Source organism: Yoonia sp. 2307UL14-13, from assembly GCF_037572755.1.
Lineage (GTDB): Bacteria > Pseudomonadota > Alphaproteobacteria > Rhodobacterales > Rhodobacteraceae > Yoonia.
Genome location: NZ_JBBIFZ010000001.1, coordinates 734,314 through 755,197, shown reverse-complemented (window position 1 = coordinate 755,197; position 20,884 = coordinate 734,314). Strand labels below are relative to the sequence as shown.

Below are 20,884 nucleotides of genomic sequence, written 5' to 3'. Positions count from 1 at the left end.
AGTGCGGCGGGGTGTCACGTGGAAGGTTTGCCGGTCAAGGGCGAAGCATTGCAGGCTTTGCCACGACTTTTCCAAAGCATATAAGCATGTATGTGATGATTACGGACATCGAAGATTATTTCATCAAGGGCTGCGGTCGCTGCGACCGGTTCGACACGCCGGATTGTTCCACGACACGATGGATGCAGGGTCTATCTGACCTGCGGACCCTGTGTCTGGATGTCGGGTTGGACGAAACGGTGAAGTGGGGCCATCCGTGCTATATGCATGCAGGCAGGAATATCGCAATCGTCGGTTTGTTCCGCGGGGATTTTCGGATCAGTTTCTTTGATGCGGCCCTGATGAAGGACCCCGAAGGTGTGCTGGAGAAGCAGGGGCCCAATACCCAGCACGCGGATATGATCCGGTTCACTGACAACGTGCAGGTAATGAAGCGCGCGTCGGTGATCCAGGCATATCTGCAAGAGGCGATGGGCTATGCGCGCGACGGGATCAGGGCGCCGAAGAATACGGACGTGCCGGAGTTGCCAGAGGAATTGGTTACGGCGTTAGATGCTGATGCAAAATTGGCCGAAGCATTTCAGGCGCTGACACCGGGGCGGCAAAAAAGCTATGTCATCAATCTGGGTGGTGCCAAGAAAGCCGAGACCCGCATCGCGCGCATTGTAAAGTTTCGCGACAAGATCATCGCCGGGAAAGGCGCGATGGAGCGCTAGAAAACGCTCCATCTTTTGATCAGTTGATCGGTGACAGGAGGTCGGGGTTGGTGACGAGATTTCGAACCCCGTGGGCGTGATCTTCTTCAAAGACATTGTTTTGAAGCCATGTCCCGATGGTGTTGATGTCTACCTTCACGATGTCGGGCCGTACATTCCAGGTCACCTGAAAAGGCGACCCCTTTTCGTTGTAACCTGGGCCGGTGGTAGAGCCCGCATAGGTGACGGGCGTCCCGGTATCATCGGGAATGTTGACCGCCTGATACAGACCGTCGACCTCTGCGACAGCAGCCAATTCCAAAAAATCTGCTGCAGTTTCATCATTTACCAATACCATCACTTGCGCTTCGACCCGTAGTTGTGGGTTGCCGATCGCTTCGCTGAGGCATGACGCCAACGTAGGTCCGGGTGCGATGTTGGCGGTTGAATAGACATAGTGAACCTCAATCGTGTCGCCGGATTGGAGAGAGCCGTAGTGGCCTTGGCCCAGCGGCGCAGCGATGGGTGTAAGTTCGGCCTCGGTCAGGTCGCCGTCATAGGCGAAGCCTGTGCCCGCGCCCTCACCATTTCCGTTGCCGGCAAAGCGCGTGAACCGCCCGCCGCGATGTTCGGCGTTTTCATGGAAGTGGATGTTGCAAAGGTTCATGGATGTCGATGGTGGTGCTGCTCCGAATACTCGCTTGTTCGCACCGTCTGCGCTGTCGATGTCGCGCGGCGATTGCGGGCCAAAGCCGGCACCAGCGGTCGCTGCCGCCAAAGCGGCCCGCTGTGCTGCGATTATGTCATCGCCGACTGTTTTGCTGAGGGTTTCGGCAAGTGCCGGATTGCCGAGAGATAATACGAAAATGGATACCGTACCTGCAAAGTGACCGAGATGCATTGTCATTCCCCCATCAGAATTGATACTCCGCATGCATTAACGCATGCGTTGATTAATGGATAACAGGCAGCGATTGGCCTGTCGTGAAAAAACGGGAACAGTTTTTACTGGTTAGCGATTATTCGCGCAGCGGATGGTGCAAAATAGGTCAAAATGCCGTCACAGCCGGCGCGTTTGAACGCAAGCAGGCTTTCCAGCATCACCTTTTCACCGTCAAGCCAGCCATTCTGCACAGCGGCCTGGATCATCGCGTATTCGCCGCTGACCTGATAAGCATAGGTCGGCACGCCAAAGGCATCTTTAACCCGGCGGCAGATGTCCAGATAGGGCATGCCGGGTTTGACCATGATCATGTCGGCCCCTTCGCTAAGATCACGTTCAACGAGGCGCAGCGCTTCATCCGAATTTCCTGGATCCATCTGGTAGGTCTTTTTGTCGCCGGTCAACGCCGATGAGGCCCCGACCGCGTCGCGAAACGGGCCATAGAAAGCAGAGGCATATTTGGCGGTGTAGCTGAGGATCGTCACATTGTGATGCCCTTCAGCCTCCAGCGCCTGACGCAGCGCGCCGATCCGCCCGTCCATCATGTCGGATGGCCCGAGAATGTCGGCGCCAGCCGCGGCTTGGGCGAGACCCATCTTGACCAATGCTTCGACCGTCCGATCATTCACGATCTCGCCGTTTTCGACAAATCCGTCATGGCCGTTGATATTGTAGGGATCCAGCGCGATGTCGGTCATGACTGCGATGTCTGGTGCTGCATCTTTTATTGCCCGGATCGCCTGATTGGTCAGGTTTTCGGGATCCCACGCCATGGCGCAGTCTTCCGTGCGCGCCTCCATTCCGGTATAGGGAAAGATACAGATGGCCGGAATGCCAAGGGCCTGTGCCTCGACCGCGGCTTTGGCGATCCTATCGACGGTGCGCCGCACAACGCCGGGCATGGATGCCACCGGTGTTTCGTCATCTTTGCCGTCCATCACAAAAACCGGCCAGATCAGATCATTAACGGTCAGCATGTTTTGCCGCGAAAGTGCGCGCAAGGCTGGGCTTTGCCGTAACCGGCGCAAGCGAGCGGCAGGGAAGTGGGCCACGGTCGGTTTCATCGGATTGCCCTTTGTTTTGACACGCATTCTTGGTCGCATGTAATTTCCGGCGCGACAAGTCTGGGCATTGCGTGATGGTGCGGCTAGGGTCGTCGGACAGGCAGGAAAGGGTAGTAATGGTGTGAGTTGGAACGAGGCGATTTTTCAGGTGATCAGCACACGGACTTTTTCCAGCATCTGGTATTGGCTTGCCGTTGCCGTCAGTTGGTCCGTTGCCAGCCATTGGATTTTGGGTGTGCCCTTTGACATGATCCATCGTGCCCGCCGCCATGGTGGAGAGGCGTTGGATGATCTTGAACAACTTGTCGCGATCAATGTGAGACGCTTGACGGGGATCACCGAGGTCGCGGGCCTGTGGATCGTCGGTTTCGTGACTTTCTTGCTCAGCGGGCTTGTCATGGCCGGTTTTTACTATGGGTTCGAACTTGCGCAGGGGATGTTCTGTCTTGCGCTGCCTCTGACCTTGACAGGTTACCTGAGTTTTCGCCTCAGCCGTCGTTTTTCCGACGGGCAACCGACAGGTGAACAGTTGACGACCGCTCTTTTGCGAACACGGTTCTGGTTTCAGATGATCGCGGTGGTGTCGATTTTTTTCACTGCCATGTACGGTATGTATCATATTCTTTCGCTACCCGTCGGCTTCTGATCGGGGCGGTTGACACCACCGCTGGCTGCCGTAGGTGAGCGCGCATGTCCGATCCCAAACACATGACAGTCAGTGGCGCGCCTGAAGGTTTTGACGCGCAGCTGATCTTGAAAGAGGTCGCCAAGAGTGGCCCGGTTTTGCATGTCGCACGCGACGACAAACGGCTTGCGGCGATGCAGGCGGCGTTGGCCTTTCTTGGACCCGATATGCCGGTGTTCACGTTCCCGGCCTGGGATTGCCTGCCTTATGATCGTGTCTCGCCCAACGCCGATATCTCGGCGGCGCGGATGGCGACGCTGGCCGCCTTGGTGCACGGGATGCCGGAACGGTTTGTTTTGCTGACATCGCTTGCCGCGGCGACGCAGCGGGTTCCTGCGCGTGGGATTTTGCGCGAGGCGGCGTTCACCGCGGTGGTCGGGAACCGGATCGACGAAGAGGCATTGCGCACCTTTTTGGTGCGCATGGGCTTTACCCAAAGCCCGACGGTGATGGAGCCGGGTGATTACGCCGTGCGCGGTGGCATCATCGACATCTTTCCACCCGGCCAAAGCGGCCCGGTTCGGTTGGATCTGTTCGGCGATGTGCTGGACGGCGCGCGGCGGTTCGATCCGGCGACGCAACGCACGACGGAGAAGTTGCGTGACATCGAACTCGCACCGGTTTCGGAAGTGATCCTGGATGAGTCGGCAATCACCCGGTTTCGCCAAAACTATCGGATCGAATTTGGCGCGGCGGGCACGGATGACCCGCTGTATGAGGCCGTATCCGCCGGACGCAAACATGCTGGGGTCGAACATTGGCTGGGATTTTTCCAGGATGATCTGGAAACGCTGTTCGATTATCTGCCCAGGGCAACGGTGACGCTGGATGATCAGATGACGCCGATGCGGCTTGCGCGGTGGGAGACGATTGCGGATCAGTACGGCACCCGGATGCATGCGCTGAACCAGAAAAGCCGAGTGGATACGGTCTATAAACCGGCACCGCCGCAGTTACTTTACCTGGATGATGATGCCTGGTCGGCAGCGGTTGCCGACCGCCGCGTGCTGCAGTTCTCGCCGTTGAAACAGGCGACGGGGCCAGGCGTGATCGATGCCGGTGGACGCATTGGACGCGACTTTGCGCCCGAGCGCCAGCAGGAAAGTATCAGTCTTTTTGGTGCGTTGGCGGATCACATTAAGACCCGGATGGCCGAGGGGCCGGTTGTTGTTGCTTCGTATTCCGAGGGCGCACGCGAGCGTCTGGAAGGTCTGATCGAGGATGAGGGGATCGCGGAGGCGATTCCCGTCACGGATTTCTCTCGCGTCGGTAAACGGGGTTTGCATCTGGCGGTTTGGGCGCTGGATCACGGGTTCGAGGCATCGGGTCTGACCGTCATTTCAGAACAGGATGTCTTGGGCGATCGTTTGATCCGTCAAACCAAACGGAAACGCCGTGCAGAGAATTTCCTGAGCGAAGCCAACAGTTTGTCGCCCGGTGATCTTGTCGTTCACGTGGATCACGGGGTGGGCCGGTTCAAAGGGATGGAAGTCGTGACAGCCCTTGGCGCGGCGCATGAATGCCTGCTGTTGGAATATGCCGAAGAGTCAAAGCTGTACCTGCCGGTCGAAAATATCGAGCTTTTGTCGAAATATGGTCATGAGACCGGTCTGTTGGACAAGCTGGGCGGTGGCGCATGGCAGGCGAAGAAGGCCAAGCTGAAAGAGCGTATCCGGCAGATTGCCGAACGGCTGATCCGCGTCGCGGCTGAACGGGAATTGCGGACGGCGCCGGTGTTGGATCCGCCAGAGGGCCTTTGGGATCAGTTCTTGGCCCGTTTTCCTTATGCGGAGACCGATGATCAGCTCGCGGCCATCGAGGATGTTCTGATGGATATGTCGGCGGGCAAGCCGATGGATCGGTTGATCTGTGGCGATGTGGGTTTCGGCAAGACCGAGGTTGCAATCCGGGCGGCGTTTGTGGCCGCCCTGTCCGGTGTGCAGGTGGCGATTATTGCACCTACGACGCTGCTCGCCCGGCAACACTATCAGAACTTTGCGGAGCGCTTTCGCGGTTTCCCTGTGAATGTCGCGCCACTGTCGCGCTTTGTCAGTGCAGGCGATGCTGCGAAGACGCGGGACGGGATTAGTCGCGGCACCGTCGACATTGTTGTTGGCACCCATGCGCTTTTGGCAAAGGGTGTGCGCTTCAAGAACCTCGGCCTGCTTGTCATTGATGAAGAACAGAAATTCGGCGTTCAACATAAGGAGCGCCTGAAGCAACTACGCACGGATGTGCATGTGCTGACACTGACTGCGACCCCAATTCCGCGCACCCTGCAGCTGTCGCTGTCGGGCGTTCGTGATTTGTCGATCATCGGAACGCCGCCTATCGACCGGTTGGCGATCCGCACTTATGTCAGCGAATTCGATACGATCACGATCCGCGAGGCGCTGCTGCGCGAACATTATCGTGGTGGGCAGTCCTTTTTTGTCGTGCCGCGTATCAGCGACATGCCGGAGATGGAGGCGTTTCTGAAAGAGCAGGTGCCGGAAGTGTCTTATATCACCGCCACTGGCCAGATGGCGGCGGGTGAGCTGGATGACCGGATGAACGCCTTCTATGATGGGAAATACGATGTTCTACTGGCGACGACGATCGTGGAATCAGGGCTCGATATTCCGACGGCGAATACGATGATCGTTTGGCGCGCCGATATGTTCGGCCTGTCGCAGCTTTATCAGATCCGAGGGCGGGTGGGGCGGTCAAAGACCCGCGCCTATGCTTACCTGACTACGAAACCGCGCGCCAAGCTGACGGATACTGCGCAGAAGCGGCTGCGGGTGCTGGGGTCGATTGACACGCTTGGTGCGGGGTTTACCCTGGCGTCGCAAGATCTGGACATTCGTGGCGCGGGCAATCTGCTGGGAGAAGAACAATCCGGGCAGATGCGCGAAGTGGGGTATGAATTGTACCAGCAGATGCTGGAAGAGCAGATCTCGGCCATCAAATCAGGCGCTGCCGAAGGGATCGTGGATGACGGTCAATGGGCCCCGCAGATCAATCTGGGTGTGCCGGTGCTGATCCCCGAAGACTACGTGCCCGATCTGGATGTGCGGTTGGGGCTTTATCGGCGGCTGTCGGAGCTGTCGACGAAGGTGGAACTCGAAGGCTTTGCCGCAGAAATGATCGACCGGTTCGGGAAACTGCCGAAGGAAGTGAACACGTTGATGCTGGTCGTCCGGATCAAGGCCATGTGTAAACGCGCCGGGATCGCAGCGCTGGACGCGGGGCCGAAGGGCGCAACGATCCGATTCCACAACGACAAATTCGCGTCGCCGCAGGGATTGGTCGAATTCATCGATGCCCAGCGTGGACTGGCGAAGGTGAAAGATAACAAGATCGTCGTGCGGCGGGACTGGACGAAAGAGCGGGACAAGATTCAGGGCGCGTTCAACATCGCCCGCGATCTGGCGCAGAAGTTGAAGGATGAGAACAAAAAAGCCAAAACTTGAGTGGCGGCAGTCGGCCATAAATTGGTCATATCGTATGGGTAAACGCCGTCCATTCAGGCAAAGACAAATAAAGGCCGGAATCTGATGACGGACATACCAGCCAATAAAGATGCAGGCAGGTTCCTAGGCTACTTCGCCGTGGGGATCATGGCGCTACCCGTTGTCTTTATCACGATCTTCGCCGCGGCCGACGGGTTTGGCCATCATCATATTTCGATCAGATTGACCATTCTGGTCGGGTTCAGTCTTTTGACCGTCGTTCTGGCTCGGCGCTATTTCGCGGGCTCTGTATTTGCCGCTCTCCCGCTGCGAAGCTGGATCATGATCGGTATCTTGTTTGCCATTGCGGTGTCCAGACTGTCGCTGGCTGATGCCAACTTTCAGCTGACGATCGAACGGACGGCGATGTGGTTGGTGTACTTAATACTTGGCTTGGTCTTTCTTTGTGTGTTTCGACAGGCCTCGCCCAATGGCGTTCTTTTCACCGTGCTAGCAGCGCTAGCTGGAGCGAGCGCATTGTATGCTTGCCTGATGGCGGCATGGTTTATGTACAACGGCCCACCAAGCGGGCCACTGTGCACAAATAGCATGCCCGGTTTCAAGAACGTGCGTTACACCGTCTATTTCTCGGGGCCCGCCTTGAGCTTAGCGGTAGCGATCGCTGCAATGGGCCGTGCGTCTCTTGCAATGCGCTTTCTTGCTGGTGTGATTGCGATCATCCTGTGGCTTTACATCGAATATACCGGAGCGCGCGGCGCGGCGGTTGCAATCGGCGCGGCCGGGTTGCTGCTGCTTTTGATTGCACCCATCCCAGTTTCAACACGTGTCGTTGCCGCAGTAGTGGTGACCGTGATCATCACGTTCGGCATTTCGCAGATCGTGCCCCCTGCCGATTGTACGTCGTTTGGCATGTTCCATCGTTTTCAGGGCACCGTCGAAAGTCAGAGCCCAGACACCGGTCGTATTGAGATCTGGCTGATGACATGGGAGCTGATCAAAGAACGCCCTTGGCTGGGTTACGGAGAAATCCGTTTGTTCAATTTCTTTGATACACATGTCACCCAACCCCACAACGGCCTATTGCAATTAATATTGACCTGGGGTTTTGTCGGCGCGGCAGTTTTTCTTGCTTTGATCGGCGAGCTGCTGATCCGCTTAGCAATGGCTTCGCGTCAAGCGCCATGGCAAGCATGGCCGATCATCTTTTCGATAGTGACATTCCTCATTTACAGTCAAATCAGCGGTGCGTTGTATCACGCTTTCCCGCTGCTCTTTGCGACGATCCTGTCTGCCGCCGCCGCCGCTATGCTCTTTCGTTCTAACGTTCACCAGGACGTTTGATCATCGTCGTCAGCCACAGCGCAAAGCCCGCGCAGATGAATACGCCGATGGCCATCGGCAGCGGGGTGCCGTCGAACAAAATCGCGACGGGCGCGGCGATAAAGACCGCCCCGATCGTAGCAACCGCTGCGATGATAGAGGCGGCAAGACCGGCGATGTGGCCCATTTCTTCCATGGCAAGCGCGTTGAGGTTACCGATGGTCAGGCCCGCCTGGAAGAAGTTTGTGGCGACCCAAAAGACGTACATCCCGAAGGCCAGCCAATAGGGCCCGCCGGACAGGGTGATGATGATCATCAGCGTCGTCACCCCGATCTGGACGCTATACATGGTTTTGATGATCGCCCGCATGCCCAATTGGACGACGAAACGCGCGTTGATCAGGCTGGATGTCGCCGCGACCACGGCGATGCCGCCAAACCATAGGTGAAAGCTGTCGCCCTGGCCAAAGGTGACGTCAAACACCTGCTGGGTGGATGACAGGATGGTGAACAGCATCCCGAAGGTCAGTGTCTGGACAAAGATCGACAGGCGTGCCGTGGGATGGGCGAACATTTCGGCCACGGCACTCAGGAGGGCCGAGATGCTCAATGGGCGCCGATTGGCGGGCGCCAGGGTCTCTGGCTGGCGGATCAGCAACCAAAGCAAGGAGATCACCGAGAACATGATGAATGTGGCGAATATCCCGCGCCAGCCAAAGGCACCGATGATGTAGTAGCCCATGGTCGGCGCCAAGGCCGGCACAAGGGAAAAGACGACCATCACGAACGAGATGATCCGCGCCATTTGCGGACCGGCATAAAGGTCGCGGACCAGCGCCATCGCCACAACGCGGGGGCCTGCGGCGCCCAGACCTTGCACCAGACGCGCGGCCAACATGACTTCGAGCGATTGTGCAGCCCAGGCGGCGGCGGAGGCGGCGATATAGACAATGGCACCGCCAACCATGACCGGTTTGCGTCCGAAAGCGTCGGAGAGCGGGCCGGTAAAAAGAGTGCCGATCCCCATGCCGAGCACGAAGCTGGTGATGATCAACTGGGCTTGGTTGAGGTCGGTGGGCGATAGGTCCTCACCGATCTCTGGTAAGGCTGGCAACATCGCATCGATGGAAAATGCAACGGTTGCTGCCAGCATGGCCATCAGCGCAATGAACTCGGTCTGGGGCAGCCGCCTGATAGCCGGTGTATCTGCAGCGATTGTCATTCCGTTGTCGCGATCTGGTCCATGATCTCCTTGATCACTTTCACCCACATTTCGGCTGGTTGCGCGCCGGGCACGGCGTGCTGACCGGCGACGATGAATGTCGGTACGGAATTCACGCCCATCTTGCGACTATGCGCATCGCGGGCGCGGATATCGTCGGTATCAGCGTCCGAGGCGAGCAATTTCGCGACCATGGCCGCATCCATCTCGGCCGTGTCTGCGATATCCGACAGAACCTCTTGATCGCCGATATCGCGACCGTCGACAAAGTAGGCTTTGAATAGAAGGTCGACGACAAAGGTCTGCCGATGCTCGATCCCGGCCCAATGGATCAACCGATGCGCGTTGATCGTGTTGGGTGTCCTTTGGATCGCGTCGAAATTGATCAGCGCGCCGGATTTCTCAGCATGTTCGACCACCGGTGCATAAGCCTTTACAGCGCCTTCCTTGCCACCGAATTTGGTCTCGAGGTAAGTTCGCCTGTCCATCCCCCCGGCCGGCATTTCGGGGTTCAGCTGAAACGGATGCCATTCGATAGCCAGCGGGTGATCGGGGATCTGCGCCAGCGCCTTGTCCAAATTCGCTTTGCCGATATAGCACCACGGGCAGATCGGGTCGGAGATGATATCAAGTTTGACCATGTTCGGCCTCCCATTCGGTGCGCAGCACGCGGCGCAGCAATTTGTTGTTGGCCCCGCGGGGCAGGGTGTCTTTGGCGATATAGACCCGGGGACATTTATAGCCAGCGAGGCGGGCAGCGACGAAATCGTGCAGATCACCGTCGTCTATCATGTCTGTCGTCACGTAAAAGGCCGCAATGATCGTGGTCCCTTTGCGCACCTGCACGCCACAGGCCGCAGCCTCGGCGATAGCGGGATGGGCGGTCAGGACGTTTTCAACCTCGATAGGGCTGACACGGTAGCCGCCCGCGTTCATCATATCGTCGGCACGGCCAGCATAGGTAATGGCCCCCTGATCATCCATGATCCCGATATCACCGGTGAGAAACCAGTCGCCCTGAAATCGTGCGGCGGTGTCTTCGGGTGCATCAAGGTAGCCGATCATCAGGCCCGGGTCGGATTTGTGAATGGCGATGGTCCCTGGCTGCCCATGTTCGACCGGCCCGTCGGAGCCCAATATTGCAACCATACGGCCAGGTTGCGGAAAGCCCGACGTTCCCGCGGGGGCCGGTTTTGTCGGACTGCCCGAGATGAAGGTAGAGCATTCGGACATGCCGAATGCCTCGTGGATGGTCGTGCCGGTTTTTGTCCGCCAAACGGTTCGGTAATCTTCGGCCAGTTTTTCGCCGGCGGACAGCCCATGGCGCAGGTAGGGTAGGGCGGGGATGTTGGCGCGGAGAAGTCTGCGATAGATACCAGGCGCGGCGGCGAAGATCGTGGCCTGGTGTTCGGCCAGCAGCGCTGGCAGCTGATCGGGCGTCACCGTCTCGTCCGGTATCAGGGCGGTCGCGCCGATGGACCAAGGGTCCATTAGTCCCGTGCCAAGCGTGTAGGTCCAGTTGAACGCACCCGCGTGCAGCATCCGGTCATCTTCACGCAACCCATACCAGCCATCCCACATCATCTGCCTTGCCCAGATGGCCCGGTGTGCATGAACAACGGCGCGCGGTTTGCCCGATGTGCCGGATGTATAGATGATATAGGCAGGTCGATCAGGATCGCCCATGGTATATTCCGCCGGAGGTAGTGCCCAGAACGCGCGCAGCGCCTCTGCACCGAGGACAGGTTCGGGCCCTTCTGCCATGCCGTCAGCGCGGATGGTAAGGGCCGGTTTTATCTCTGCCACGATGTTGCGAATTTCATGGACCGTCAGCTGCGAAGATACGGGCACAGGAATAATCCCGGCCGTGATGGCACCCAGATAGGTGATCGGGCATTCCGCGCGGTTACCGAGTTGCAAGAGCAAACGATCACCCGGTATCAGCCCGTGCTGCAAGAGGCCTGTCGCAGTGCCGCGGATCGCCTTTGCGAGTTGTGAATAGGTGAATGTCTGTGCCCGCAGCCCGATAATGGAAAGCGCTGTTTTGTCCTCAAGTCGTTCCACATGCTGCAGCACATGCGCGGCCATGTTGAAAGACATCGGAGGTGCCGGAAACGGTGCGGGATCGGTAACGGACAGCATGCCGCATCGCTATCCCCGCCTTGGGTCAGTTGCAAGAAGAGGGGCGGCGCAGTAGACACACGCAATGTCAGACATCGATCCGAAAAACCTGATCCGCATCGCCCATGAGAATGGTGAAACCGCGGTGGCACAGCCCTTGGACCTTGGTGCAAGGGTGCGCGAATTGCGCAAGGCGCGCGATTGGACGCTCGAGCAAGCGGCGCAGCAGGCCGGGCTGGCACGGTCGACGCTGTCGAAGATCGAGAACGGGCAGATGTCGCCGACCTACGATGCGTTGAAAAAGCTGGCGGTCGGGTTAGAAATTTCGGTGCCGCAGTTGTTTACGCCGCCATCAAAGGGGCAGGTGAATGGACGGATGGCAGTTACCCGGACCGGTGAAGAAACAGAGCAGATCACGACGACGTACGAGCATGCGTTGCTTGCATCATCGCTGACATCGAAGAAGATGCTGCCCTATCGGGCACGGGTGCGGGCGCGGAAATTGGAGGATTTCGATGGGTGGGTGCGCCATGATGGCGAAGAGTTTCTGTATGTCCTGACCGGTCAGGTGCGGCTCTACACCGAATTCTATGAACCGGTCGAATTGCGCCGCGGCGAAAGTGCCTATTATGACGCGGCGATGGGCCATAATGTCGTGTCGATCAGTCAGGAAGACGCCACCATTTTGTGGGTGACGTCTCTGGTTTGATTCAGCTGGCCCTGGCTATCGGGGGTTCTTCGGTGTTGTCATCGCCAAAGCGGCGATCATCGTTCGATGGGACTTCGCCCGCCGGAATGCTCTGTGCTGATGCTTTGATACGCGCGTTATCGCGGGTCGGATCCATGACGGCGTCGGCGGGTTCTTCCCCCATCAGCCAGTCGGCAAGTTCCATTTGCGCAGTCACAGGATCATCTCTTTTGGCCGCTGAAAGATAATTAATGAACCGGTCCTGATCGCCGTCGATCGCCAGAACATCGTTTTCTTCGAGCATCGGCCAGCGGGTCAGAATACGCGGTGTGAAGGCTGTCCAGTTCTGCGCGATGTCTTTCCATTGCATATCTGTCTCCTTTTTCGTTGCTTGGATGAACAACACGAAGACGTGGCGCTTAGTTCCGGAAAAGACGAGGCAGGATCAGGGCGGCGACACCGACGCCGATGATCTGCATCAGGATGAACATCGGGATATGCGCCGGGTTGATGCCTGCGAATGTGTCGCTGAAACCGCGTGCAATGGTAACGGCTGGGTTGGCAAAGCTGGTGGAGGACGTGAACCAATATGCGCCCGTGATGTAGAGTGCGACGAGGGTCGGCACCGCATCGCGGTTCGCGTAAATCCCGCCGAAGATCACAAAAAGCAGGCCGAAAGTGGCGAGGATTTCGGAAAACCACTGGCTGATCCCGGTCCGATCAGTCGTCGAGAACTGCAGGATATCGAGGTCGAACATCACGTGGCAAGCCCAGACACCAAGAATGCCGCCGATGATCTGTGCGACCACGAACGCACCGGCGAGGATGGGTGTGATTTCTTTGCGGATCAGAAAGGCAAGCGTGACCGCCGGATTGAAATGCGCGCCGGAAATCGGACCAAGGACGGTGATGATGAAATAAAGCGTGCACCCTGTGGCGATCGCGTTCGCCAGAAGCGCGATGGCGACATTGCCGTCTGCCAACGCCTCGCCCATGATCCCCGAACCGACGACACCGATCAGCAGGAAGGCCGTGCCGATGAATTCGGCCAGCAATTTCTGGTTATGCATGACCGATCCTGTCGAGTTCGGCTTGGAGGTCGTCCTTGTTCATATCTTCGAAGGGCAGGGCAAGCAGTTGCTGCGCGCGCGCCGTTAGCAGGCGGAAGGCGGTGGCGAATGCCGCCGGCTGATCTGCTGGTTCGGCGGCTGCGGGGTCTTCAACGCCCCAATGTGCGCGAAGGGGTGCGCCGGGCCAGTAAGGGCATTCTTCGCCAGCGGCAGATCCGCAGACTGTGATCACTGCATCCATCACGGGCGCGTCGTCCTTGGCGTAATCATCCCAACTTTGCGATGTCAGCCCTTCGATGGGGAAACCTTTTTCTGCCAGTAATTTGATGGATTGCGGATGCACCTTTCCGGCGGGCTTTGACCCGGCGGACCACGCCTTGATACGCGCGTCTGAGCGGTGCGTGAGGATCGACTCAAGGAGGATGGAGCGCGCCGAGTTGCCTGTGCAGAGGACAAGGATATTCATGGCAGCCTTTGGTGTTTCGGCCCCGCCTATGAAACTGGTGTAACAGTTCCATGACAGGCGGGGCGTCGTCGGCTATTCCTCGTACCACCAGACATCGGGCTGCCAGCCAGGCCAGTCGCCCCAGACGGGGATCACCTCTGGATACTTCAGCTCTTTCGCGTGGGCGATGCGGCTGATGTTCCATTGATAGATCGGAATGACATAACGGCCGGTTGTCAGGACGCGGTCCAAAGCCTTTACGGCTGCGACGAAATCATCCTGGCTTTCTGATGTTAGAAGCCGCCCGATCGTGGTATCAACCGCCTCTGATTTGACGCCCATCAGGTTGCGTCCGCCGGGTGTGTCGGCCTGTTCGGAGCCATAGTAGTTGTATTGCTCATTCCCCGGCGACAGCGACACCCCGCGACGGTAATACGTCATATCGAATTCATAGGCATCGGTGCGCTCTTTGAACTGCGCACTGTCCGCGACCATGATGGTCGGTGTAACGCCGATGCGGGCGAGCGATTCCACGAACATGTCGATGATCGCCTGGTTCTCGGACGCGCCCTGATCGAGCAGTATTTCAAAGGTGAAGGGTTCGCCGGCTTCGTTGGACATGACGCCGTTTTGCACTGTCCAACCGGCGGCCTCCATCATCTCAAGCGCCTTGGCGGTGCCGGCCCGATTGCGTTCGGTGCCATCGCCGACGGGCAGGGAATAGCCCTCCAAAGCGCCGGGCAGCAATTCATCTGCGAAAGGTTGAAGGAATTCCGCCACACGCCCCTCAGCCGGGCCGTCGGACATGCCGAGTGGCGAGTTGGACCAGTAGGACGTGATGCGCGGTTGCTGACCGCCTGTCATGGCATCGTTGATGAACTCGAAATTGAAGACATGCAGCATCGCATCCCGCACCCGCCAATCACTGAACTGATCACGGCGCGTGTTCATCACGAAACCCGTCATCCCTGATGGACGACCGTGGGGCAGGACGGACAGGACAACATCGCCGTTCTGTATGGCGGGAAAGTTGTATTGACTGTCCCAGCGGGCCACGTTGAATTCGCGGTTTGAATTGACTTCACCCACTTTGAATGCCTCAAAAGCAGCGGTTTCATCGCCGAAGAATTCCAAACGCACTTCGTCGATATTGTTGGTGCCGACGCGGAACGGCACATCATTGCCCCAGTAATCCGGGTTACGTTTGAGCGACACGAACCGGCCCGGTTCGAAGTCATCGATCATATAGGGGGCAGAGGTGATCGGCACGATTTCGGTCGTGCTTTCCGCGAAGTCGACGCCATCCCATTGCGCTTTCTTCAGGATCGGGCGCATGCCAGCGAGCAATGCGAGCTCTCGGTCGTCTTCGCTGAAGGTGAAGCGTATCTTGCGGTCTCCGGTCTGTTCCATGCTTTCGACCTTTTCCCAAAAGCCGAGATAGCGGGGGTGGCCGATCGTGCCCAAGGTTTCATACGACCACATGACGTCTTCGATGGTGACCGGGCTTCCATCAGAGAAGGTGGCGCCTTCGCGCAGGGTGAATTCAACCCATTCGCGATTCGGTCCGGTCTCAATGGATTCGGCGAGAACGCCGTAAAGCGAGAACGGTTCATCCAGCGACCGCCCCATGAAGCTCTCGCCCAGGAAGAACCGTAACTGCCATGGCACCGATCCTTTGCGGATGAATGGGTTGAGGCTGTCGAAGCTGCCGACCTCGGCCGTGACGATCTGACCACCGGTTGGCGCATCGGGGTTGGCATAGGGCAGGGACACAAAATCAGGTGGAAGGGCGGGATCGCCATACATAGCTATGCCATGCTGGGGTTCCGCAACGGCAAGTTGGCCGATGCCCCAAAGCGCTGCGCCCAGCGCGAAACTGCGTATTGTCGATCTCATTTTGTGAGGCCCCCTGCTGCTGATTTGATTGTTTCCCCGGATGGTAAAGAGGGTTTTCAGCCTTTTCAAACTTTTAGCTTGGACCCGTGCAAGTGATTGCTTATAAAGAGGTTACTGCTCGATAGGTTTCTTGCCTGTATGAAACCTGCCTCAATAACTTTACGCCCGCCTCGTGCGGGCGTTTTTTTATGGGCTCTCGGGATCGTTTGGTGGCATTCGCAGTTGCAGCATATAGACTGAATCACAACGCAAAGAATCGGAGCCAACATCATGTCACTCGAAGGAAAAACCGCGGTCATCACCGGGTCGAACTCTGGCATCGGCTTGGGTGTCGCCCGGGAAATGGCCAAGGCGGGCGCGAATGTGGTGCTGAATTCCTTCACCGACAACGAGGAAGACCACGCGCTGGCCGCCGAGATCGCCAAAGTGACGGGGGTCGAGGCGAAATATGTGCAGGCCGATATGTCCAAGGCCGACGATTGCCGCCGCTTGATCGTTGCCGCAGGGGGCTGCGATATCCTGATCAACAATGCGGGCATTCAGCATGTCGCCCCCATTCAGGAATTTCCGACCGCGAAATGGGACGCGATCATCGCGATCAACCTGTCGTCGGCGTTTCACACCATCGCCGCTGCCGTGACCGGAATGCGCGAAAAAGGGTGGGGCCGCATCATTAATATTGCCTCGGCCCATGGCCTGACCGCGTCGCCATACAAATCTGCCTATGTGTCTGCGAAACATGGGATAATCGGCCTGACCAGGACGATTGGGCTGGAAACGGCGCAAGAGCCGATCACCTGTAATGCGATCTGCCCAGGCTATGTGCTGACCCCGTTGGTCGAAAGCCAAATCCCCGGCACGATGAAGGAATACAACATGTCCCGCGAGGACGTGATCAAGAACGTCATGCTGGAACGCCAGCCATCCAAAGAGTTCGCGACGGTAGAACAACTCGGTGGCACTGCCGTATATCTCTGCTCTGACGCTGCCGCACAGGTCACCGGCACCACGATCAGCGTGGATGGCGGTTGGACCGCGCTATGAAGCGCATCAATCTCGGCTTGCAGGGCGGTGGTGCTCATGGCGCGTTTACGTGGGGCGTGTTGTGCCGTCTTTTACATGAAGAAGACATCGAAATCGCGGCGATATCAGGAACTTCGGCAGGGGCCTTGAATGCGGCGGCGTTGAAATCCGGGTGGGTCGAGAACGGACGCGAAGGGGCGATCCACAACCTTGAGTGGCTGTGGGGTCAGGTCGGCGCGATCACGAACCCGCATTTTTCGGAATGGATGTCATCACTGGCGCCAACGGCCCATCTTTGGGCCAAAGCGATGGAGTATTCGCCGGCTTATGCCGCCTTTGACATGACCACGCGCATGTTCTCGCCTTATGTTTACGGCCCGACGTTGCGGAATCCGCTGACACAGATTGTCGAAAGATTTCATTATGATGCGGTTTGCGCCAACGAGGGGCCAGAGCTGCATGTCTGCGCCACCAATGTGCGTTCGGGGAAGATCAGGGTGTTTTCGGGTGACGAAATTATGCCGGACGTCATCCTGGCCTCGGCGTGTTTGCCGAGCCTGTTTCAGGCGGTCGAATTCACGGACCCGAAAACCGGCCAGACCGGGGCATTTTGGGATGGCGGCTATACCGGCAACCCGGCGCTGTTTCCGCTGTTTCGGGATGATCTGCCGGATGACGTGCTGATCGTGAACATCAATCCACTGCAGCGGGATGATTTGCCCGTCGATAGTCAGGGTATTCAGAATCGCATCAACGAAATTAGCTTCAACACATCTCTCTTACGCGAATTGCGCGCGATCGAGTTCGTCAAACGCCTAATTGCCGACGGGTCGATAAAGCGCGGTACGATGAAAGATGTCCTTGTCCATATGATCGCCGATGACGGGCTGATGAACGAGTTGAACGTGGCGACCAAGACGATTCCGAATGCGGTCGTGCTTGCGCGGTTGAAAGAGGCCGGCGAGAATGCTGCAGATGCGTTTTTGAGGTCGCACAAAAAGGATCTGGGCAAGCAAAGTTCGGTCGATCTGGCGGCGATGTTCAGCTAAGCAGCTTGATCGCAAGAGCCCACATGACAAGTCCGATGATAATATCGAGTATCCGCCAGGCACGGGTGGATTGCATGACGGGGGCAAGCAGGCGCGCGCCGTAGCCAAGGCTGAAAAAGAACACGAAGGATGATGTGACTGCACCGATACCGAAAGCGGTTTTGCGCGCGGTATCTTCATAGTCCGTCGAGATCGCCCCGATCAGCGCCAGCGTATCAAGGTATACATGTGGGTTGAGCCAGGTGAATGCCGCACCGGTTGCCAAGGTAGCCCAGAGGCCTGCAGATTGGCCGCTCAACTGCATCGCATATTCGCCCTTGCGCGCAGCCAGAAATCGCATTGCGCCGTAAACCAGCAGAAATGCCGCGCCGCCCCATGCCATGATCTGCGGCATCATAGGATAGAGATCAACGATGTAGCCGAAGCCCAGAACGCCTGCGGTGATCAGCAAAGCGTCGGATGCGGCACAGAGCAGGCACAGCCAGAACACATGCAACTTCGCCAGCCCTTGTCGCAGGACAAAGGCGTTTTGTGCACCGATCGCCAGGATCAGCGCAAAAGCGGTGGTGAATCCATGAAGCGCCGGCGCGAGAAGCAATTATTCAGCAGCGTGGGGCAGTGGTGTTATCTGATCGCCGTTCGGGTAGACCAGGCCAGCCGAAATCACGAGCTTGGCCGCGTCTTCGACTGACATATCAAGTACTTTCACCTCGCTTCGCGGCAGGAACAGCAGGAAGCCAGACGTGGGATTGGGTGTCGTCGGTAGAAAGACCGTTACGATTGGTTCGCCATCCGACAGCTTTGCGTCGATCTCACCCTTTGCATTGGTCGAGATGAATGCGATGGCCCAGATGCCCTTGCGTGGATATTCGACCATACAGGCCTTGTCGAACGATGTGTCGCGTTGCGAAAATACCGTTTCGGCGATCTGTTTGGCGGCGTTGTAGATTGAGCGAACGACTGGCATGCGATCGACCAGCCGTTCGCCGATGCCCAGAAATGATCGCCCGATAAGACCTTTACCAACCCAGCCAACCAGCACCGTGAAGACCAGAAAAATAACGACCCCCACACCGCGTACATTGATATCGATCTGATCCTCGCCCTGTAACCCAAGAAACCGGTTCACCAGCGCTGTCGGGTGGTAGGAATCAGGGATGAAGGGCCAAACCCAGCCGTCGACCCACCCCACGACTGTCCAGATCAGCCAGATCGTCAGACCGATCGGAGCGACGATGATCAGACCCGCCAAGAAATTGCCGCGCAGCCGGGCAATAAAGCTGGGGCGGCTGCGGCGTTTGATGTCTTCGTGGTTGGGGTCGATCATGATCAGGGTCCGGTCTACAGTCCGCTTATAGGTAGTGTGTGGCAGGCCACCCCACAAGCGCTGTCAGCTATATGCATGCGTCATGTGCGTAAAGCGATGGCAATTTGTGCGGCAAGCCGGGCGTTATTGCGGACAAGAGCGATATTTGCGGTCAATGAACGGCCCTTGGTCAACGCGAAGATGCGATCCAGCAGGAACGGCGTAACCTCTTTCGCGGTGATTTTCTGCGCTTCGGCTTCGGCGAGCGCCTTGGTGATGATCGGGGCAAGTTCACCGGAGGGAATTTCATCTGCAGCCGGGATTGGGTTTGTCACAAGTTGCCCACCTTTGAGACCCATCGCTGCGCGCATTCGGTGTGCTTTGGCGATGTCTGACGCGCTGTCCATCCGTAGTGGCGCGGGCATATCCGACGTTGCAGACCAGAAGGCAGGAAGGACGTCTTGCCCGTATGCAATGACAGGCACGCCGAGCGTTTCCAACACTTCGAACGTTTTGGGCAGATCCAGGATCGCTTTCGCCCCGGCGGCCACGACCGTGACGGGTGTTTGCGCAAGCTCCTGCAAGTCTGCGGAAATGTCAAAAGTCGTCTCTGCGCCTTTGTGGACGCCGCCAATGCCACCGGTGGCAAAAACCGGGATGTCAGCCAGATGTGCCGCAATCATCGTGGCTGCCACGGTCGTCGCACCGGTGCCCCCGGTTGCGATGCAGGCCGCGATATCGGCACGCGACAGTTTTGCGACATCCTGCGCCTGACCCAGAGCGTCGAGTTGATCGGCTTCGAGCCCGATATGTAGTTGACCATCCATCACGGCAATCGTGGCAGGTATTGCGCCTGCTTGTTGGATGTCATCCTCGACCATCCGTGCAGTTTTCACGTTTTGTGGAAAGGGCATGCCGTGGGTGATGATCGTGCTTTCCAGCGCTACGATGGGTTTGCCAGCGGTTCGTGCTGCAGCGACTTCGGTGCTGTACGCGATGGGGGTCATAATGGTGTTTCTCCGGAAACGTAGATCGCCGCGGCGTTCAAGGCGCGGGCGAGGGCGGCGGCACGGTCCATCCCTTGCGCCTCGGATGCGATATGGGCGGCCATGAAAGTGTCGCCGGCGCCGGTCACGCGGGTCACCATGACGGCGGGTGGTGTCTGGGTAATGATATCGCCTTCGGTTCCTTCGGAAGCGGATTTTCCGCCATCCGTCACCAGCACACGATGCGCGCCGCGATGGATCAGGGCGACTGCTGCAGTTTCAGAGTCGGGGAAGGTCGTTTGGCAAAGCAATCCTGCCTCTTCAAGATTTACGTAGAGCGTTGCCGACGCATGCCCCAAAAGCGCAAGCAAGCGTTCTGCCTTGCCGGGTGAGGCGGGGGCGACGCGCAAATCGGCTTGGGCAAAGAGCACTGAGCGGGCGATCTCTTGCAGCAGGTCCTCTGTCAGGTTGCCATCGAGGGCGACCGGGCCCGCAAACGGTGCTTCGGATGAGCCAAGTGCGCCACTGGCCAAAGGGCGTAGGATTTTGTCACCTGCCGTCTCAAGGGAATGCGCATCAGCGACCGCGGCGATTAGACCGTTAGCGCCCTCGATAGCCATATAGACATCTGTCGGCAGGTCTTCGGACCGATAGATATGATCACAGATCATTCCCATCCGGGCCGCCTCTGCCACGAGTTCATCGCCTTCGGCATCTTTGCCGATGGTTGTCAGCAGGGCAGGGGTCATGCCGAAACGGCGCAGGGTCATGGCGATGTTCATGGCCACACCGCCGGGCAGGCGGGTGATGCGGCCAGGTACGTCCGACCCGACGCGCATATGCGACGCTGCGCGCCCGATCACGTCCCACAGGACCGAACCGATGCACAGAATGTCGGGTTGTGTGGTCACCAGTA

The 20,884-nt window shown here is 58.0% G+C and carries 20 protein-coding genes; 7 read left to right on the top strand and 13 right to left on the bottom strand.

The window, feature by feature from the left end:
* Positions 1-86: 86 nt before the first annotated feature.
* Positions 87-716 carry a YdeI/OmpD-associated family protein gene (locus tag V8J85_RS03860; protein ID WP_339952359.1) on the top strand — a complete coding sequence of 210 codons (630 nt, stop codon included), beginning with the start codon at positions 87-89 and terminating at the stop codon, positions 714-716.
* Positions 717-735: 19 nt separating this feature from the next.
* Here V8J85_RS03860 and V8J85_RS03855 read toward each other — a convergent pair whose 3' ends face one another.
* Positions 736-1,602, bottom strand: a complete 867-nt coding sequence (locus tag V8J85_RS03855; RefSeq protein ID WP_339952358.1) for a delta-class carbonic anhydrase — start codon at positions 1,600-1,602, stop codon at positions 736-738.
* Between the two features lie 98 nt (positions 1,603-1,700).
* A complete protein-coding gene (hemB, locus tag V8J85_RS03850) occupies positions 1,701-2,702 on the bottom strand; it encodes a porphobilinogen synthase (protein ID WP_339952357.1) in 1,002 nt (333 codons plus the stop codon).
* Positions 2,703-2,949: 247 nt separating this feature from the next.
* Here hemB and V8J85_RS03845 point away from each other — a divergent pair, with 247 nt between their 5' ends.
* From V8J85_RS03845 to V8J85_RS03835, 3 genes are all read left to right on the top strand, one after another.
* Entirely contained in the window at positions 2,950-3,348 is a 399-nt protein-coding gene (locus V8J85_RS03845) for a hypothetical protein (protein WP_339952356.1), read from the top strand.
* Positions 3,349-3,392: 44 nt separating this feature from the next.
* Positions 3,393-6,842 carry a transcription-repair coupling factor gene (gene mfd / locus V8J85_RS03840; RefSeq protein WP_339952355.1) on the top strand — a complete coding sequence of 1,150 codons (3,450 nt, stop codon included), beginning with the start codon at positions 3,393-3,395 and terminating at the stop codon, positions 6,840-6,842.
* A gap of 84 nt (positions 6,843-6,926) precedes the next feature.
* Complete coding sequence (locus V8J85_RS03835; RefSeq protein ID WP_339952354.1) at positions 6,927-8,183, top strand: O-antigen ligase family protein; 1,257 nt, start codon at positions 6,927-6,929, stop codon at positions 8,181-8,183.
* Here V8J85_RS03835 and V8J85_RS03830 read toward each other — a convergent pair.
* The 3 genes from V8J85_RS03830 to V8J85_RS03820 are packed head-to-tail and all read right to left on the bottom strand — an operon-like array spanning position 8,161 to position 11,526.
* Positions 8,161-9,384 carry a multidrug effflux MFS transporter gene (locus V8J85_RS03830; RefSeq protein ID WP_339952353.1) on the bottom strand — a complete coding sequence of 408 codons (1,224 nt, stop codon included), beginning with the start codon at positions 9,382-9,384 and terminating at the stop codon, positions 8,161-8,163. The genes V8J85_RS03835 and V8J85_RS03830 overlap by 23 nt on opposite strands.
* On the bottom strand, positions 9,381-10,025 hold the full coding sequence (locus V8J85_RS03825; RefSeq protein WP_339952352.1) for a DsbA family oxidoreductase: 645 nt from the start codon (positions 10,023-10,025) through the stop codon (positions 9,381-9,383). Before V8J85_RS03825 ends, V8J85_RS03830 begins: the two co-directional genes overlap by 4 nt.
* Positions 10,012-11,526 (bottom strand): class I adenylate-forming enzyme family protein, encoded by a 1,515-nt coding sequence (locus tag V8J85_RS03820; RefSeq protein ID WP_339952351.1) that lies wholly within the window; start codon positions 11,524-11,526, stop codon positions 10,012-10,014. Before V8J85_RS03820 ends, V8J85_RS03825 begins: the two co-directional genes overlap by 14 nt.
* A 64-nt stretch (positions 11,527-11,590) precedes the next feature.
* Here V8J85_RS03820 and V8J85_RS03815 point away from each other — a divergent pair, with 64 nt between their 5' ends.
* Positions 11,591-12,214 (top strand): helix-turn-helix domain-containing protein, encoded by a 624-nt coding sequence (locus V8J85_RS03815; RefSeq protein WP_339952350.1) that lies wholly within the window; start codon positions 11,591-11,593, stop codon positions 12,212-12,214.
* Position 12,215: 1 nt separating this feature from the next.
* Here the strand turns inward: V8J85_RS03815 and V8J85_RS03810 are convergent, their stop codons facing one another.
* The 4 genes from V8J85_RS03810 to V8J85_RS03795 form a co-directional block, all read right to left on the bottom strand.
* Positions 12,216-12,563 (bottom strand): hypothetical protein, encoded by a 348-nt coding sequence (locus V8J85_RS03810; RefSeq protein ID WP_339952349.1) that lies wholly within the window; start codon positions 12,561-12,563, stop codon positions 12,216-12,218.
* Positions 12,564-12,612: 49 nt separating this feature from the next.
* Positions 12,613-13,263 (bottom strand): MIP/aquaporin family protein, encoded by a 651-nt coding sequence (locus V8J85_RS03805; RefSeq protein WP_339952348.1) that lies wholly within the window; start codon positions 13,261-13,263, stop codon positions 12,613-12,615.
* Complete coding sequence (locus V8J85_RS03800) at positions 13,256-13,729, bottom strand: arsenate reductase ArsC (RefSeq protein WP_339952347.1); 474 nt, start codon at positions 13,727-13,729, stop codon at positions 13,256-13,258. The genes V8J85_RS03805 and V8J85_RS03800 overlap by 8 nt, the downstream gene beginning before the upstream one ends.
* A 72-nt stretch (positions 13,730-13,801) precedes the next feature.
* The gene (locus V8J85_RS03795) at positions 13,802-15,604 is read right to left on the bottom strand and encodes an extracellular solute-binding protein (RefSeq protein WP_339952346.1); all 1,803 of its coding nucleotides are present in this window, start codon (positions 15,602-15,604) and stop codon (positions 13,802-13,804) included.
* A gap of 270 nt (positions 15,605-15,874) precedes the next feature.
* On the opposite strand from V8J85_RS03795, the gene V8J85_RS03790 reads away from it, so the two are divergent.
* The gene (locus V8J85_RS03790) at positions 15,875-16,648 is read left to right on the top strand and encodes a 3-hydroxybutyrate dehydrogenase (RefSeq protein WP_339952345.1); all 774 of its coding nucleotides are present in this window, start codon (positions 15,875-15,877) and stop codon (positions 16,646-16,648) included.
* Entirely contained in the window at positions 16,645-17,676 is a 1,032-nt protein-coding gene (locus tag V8J85_RS03785) for a patatin-like phospholipase family protein (protein ID WP_339952344.1), read from the top strand. Before V8J85_RS03790 ends, V8J85_RS03785 begins: the two co-directional genes overlap by 4 nt.
* On the opposite strand, the gene V8J85_RS03780 is transcribed toward V8J85_RS03785, so the two are convergent.
* From V8J85_RS03780 to V8J85_RS03765, 4 genes are all read right to left on the bottom strand, one after another.
* Entirely contained in the window at positions 17,669-18,274 is a 606-nt protein-coding gene (locus V8J85_RS03780) for a LysE/ArgO family amino acid transporter (RefSeq protein WP_339952343.1), read from the bottom strand. The two genes, V8J85_RS03785 and V8J85_RS03780, sit on opposite strands and share 8 nt — an antisense overlap.
* Complete coding sequence (locus tag V8J85_RS03775; RefSeq protein WP_339952342.1) at positions 18,275-19,003, bottom strand: DUF502 domain-containing protein; 729 nt, start codon at positions 19,001-19,003, stop codon at positions 18,275-18,277. It lies immediately after the preceding gene.
* Between the two features lie 80 nt (positions 19,004-19,083).
* Entirely contained in the window at positions 19,084-19,989 is a 906-nt protein-coding gene (locus V8J85_RS03770) for a pseudouridine-5'-phosphate glycosidase (RefSeq protein ID WP_339952341.1), read from the bottom strand.
* A complete protein-coding gene (locus V8J85_RS03765; RefSeq protein WP_339952340.1) occupies positions 19,986-20,879 on the bottom strand; it encodes a PfkB family carbohydrate kinase in 894 nt (297 codons plus the stop codon). Before V8J85_RS03765 ends, V8J85_RS03770 begins: the two co-directional genes overlap by 4 nt.
* Positions 20,880-20,884: the final 5 nt, after the last annotated feature.